Below are 679 nucleotides of genomic sequence, written 5' to 3' on the forward strand. Positions count from 1 at the left end.
AAGTTCGACATTCCCGCTGACGCCGGCCCTGCCGCCTTGCGTGATGCCGCCGCCAGCGGCGACGCCAAGGCGCTGTTCGAGATCGGCTCGCGCTATGCCGAGTCGCGCGGCGTCAAGGAAGACATGGCGGCAGCGGCCAAATGGTACGAGAAATCGGCGGAACTCGGCTTCGCGCCGGCCGAATACCGCATCGGAAACTTCTACGAAAAGGGCATCGGCGTCGCGCGCGACATCAAGAAGGCGAAGACCTGGTACCAGCTTTCCGCAGCACAGGGCAACGCCAGCGGCATGCACAATCTGGCCGTCTTGTTCGCCATGGCGGCAGACGGCGTGACCGACAATGAATCGGCCGCGCACTGGTTCCAGGCGGCCGCCGACGTCGGCGTCAAGGACAGCCAGTTCAATCTCGGCATCCTCGCCGCCAAGGGCGTCGGCATGAAGCAGAACCTCGAGGAATCCTACAAATGGTTCGCGCTCGTCGCCAAGACCGGCGACAAGGATGCCGCTGCCAAGCGTGACGAGATCGCCAATGCGCTGCGGCCAGAGCAGCTCGAACGCGCCCGCGCCGCGACCGAACTGTGGAAGGCCAAGCCGCTGGATGCGGCGGCCAATTCGGCCGACATTCCCGAATCCTGGCAGGACGGCGCGCCGCAGACGACAGCCAGCATCGACATGAAGA

General features: G+C 65.1%; 1 protein-coding gene. It reads left to right on the forward strand.

What is annotated here, in order from left to right; all coding sequences use genetic code 11:
* A partial coding sequence (locus tag EN984_RS36720; protein ID WP_164766025.1) for a tetratricopeptide repeat protein occupies positions 1–679 on the forward strand: 679 nt, incomplete at both ends.

The organism is Mesorhizobium sp. M7A.F.Ca.CA.004.12.1.1, assembly GCF_003997835.1.
In the GTDB taxonomy this organism is placed as follows: domain Bacteria; phylum Pseudomonadota; class Alphaproteobacteria; order Rhizobiales; family Rhizobiaceae; genus Mesorhizobium.